Origin of the sequence: Streptomyces sp. NPDC059957 (assembly GCF_042730015.1) — a bacterium.
Taxonomy (GTDB): domain Bacteria; phylum Actinomycetota; class Actinomycetes; order Streptomycetales; family Streptomycetaceae; genus Streptomyces.
Genome location: NZ_JBHWMB010000039.1, coordinates 74,371 through 75,095 on the forward strand (window position 1 = coordinate 74,371; position 725 = coordinate 75,095).

Annotated in this window: 2 protein-coding genes; both read left to right on the top strand. The window is 65.1% G+C overall.

What is annotated here, in order from left to right; translation table 11 throughout:
* Window positions 1-169 precede the first annotated feature (169 nt).
* Window positions 170-325 (top strand): DUF6131 family protein, encoded by a 156-nt coding sequence (locus ACFWBW_RS25085; protein WP_385376326.1) that lies wholly within the window; start codon window positions 170-172, stop codon window positions 323-325.
* A gap of 37 nt (window positions 326-362) precedes the next feature.
* Window positions 363-599: a DUF6213 family protein gene (locus tag ACFWBW_RS25090; protein ID WP_385376315.1), complete on the top strand. Its 237-nt coding sequence runs from the start codon at window positions 363-365 to the stop codon at window positions 597-599.
* Window positions 600-725: the final 126 nt, after the last annotated feature.

Here is a 725-nt window from a genome sequence, read left to right on the forward strand (position 1 = left end):
CAAACGGCCAGGAAAAAAAGCCGAGTTCGAGAACGGATGCCGTATACAGCAGCGAAGCGGAAACCTCCGGGAACCTCCCTTTTCCGCCCCCATCGACGGACCGGGCGGCCTCCCCCTGCATTCCGGCACCGGATCGGGGCAGAAGAAGCCTGCGAGATGGGAGAACAACATGATCGCGCTTGGCATTGTCCTGTTGGTCATCGGCTGGCTCCTCGGCATTTCGATCCTGTGGACGCTGGGGATCATCCTCGTCGTCATCGGGGTCATCCTGTGGGTGCTCGGCTCCGTCGGGCACGCGGTCGGAGGACGGCGGCACTATTGGTAGCGCGGACGCGCACGGACGCTCCCCGGGAGACGGTTCCATGATCCAGATGTCCATACCGCTGATCCCCGCGGATGACGGCGCACTGCTGATCCCCGCGGATCACGTCACCGGGCTCCTGCGCAGCCTCGCGGCCGACTGGCTGGAATCGGAGCGCACCGGCGAGATGTGCGGAGAAGAGCGGACGGTCCGGGACCTGGCGGGCGTACTGACCGAGCTCGCCGATCAGATCGACGTCGAATGCATCGGGTTCACGTCGACCGCCCCACGTCCGTAGAACACCCGCCGTCACCTCGGGGGTTTTGGTTGCGCTGGGGGGGGTTTTCCGGGGGGGCGAAAAGAGAAGGGGGGGGGGGAAGAGGAGGGGATTCAGACGCCTCGCGCGTCCCTTCATTCTTACCTT

Bases quoted from the DNA above. Each gene is read 5' to 3' on its own strand.
- ACFWBW_RS25085 (WP_385376326.1), top strand. From the start codon at position 170: ATGATCGCGCTTGGCATTGTCCTGTTGGTCATCGGCTGGCTCCTCGGC.
- ACFWBW_RS25090 (WP_385376315.1), top strand. From the start codon at position 363: ATGATCCAGATGTCCATACCGCTGATCCCCGCGGATGACGGCGCACTG.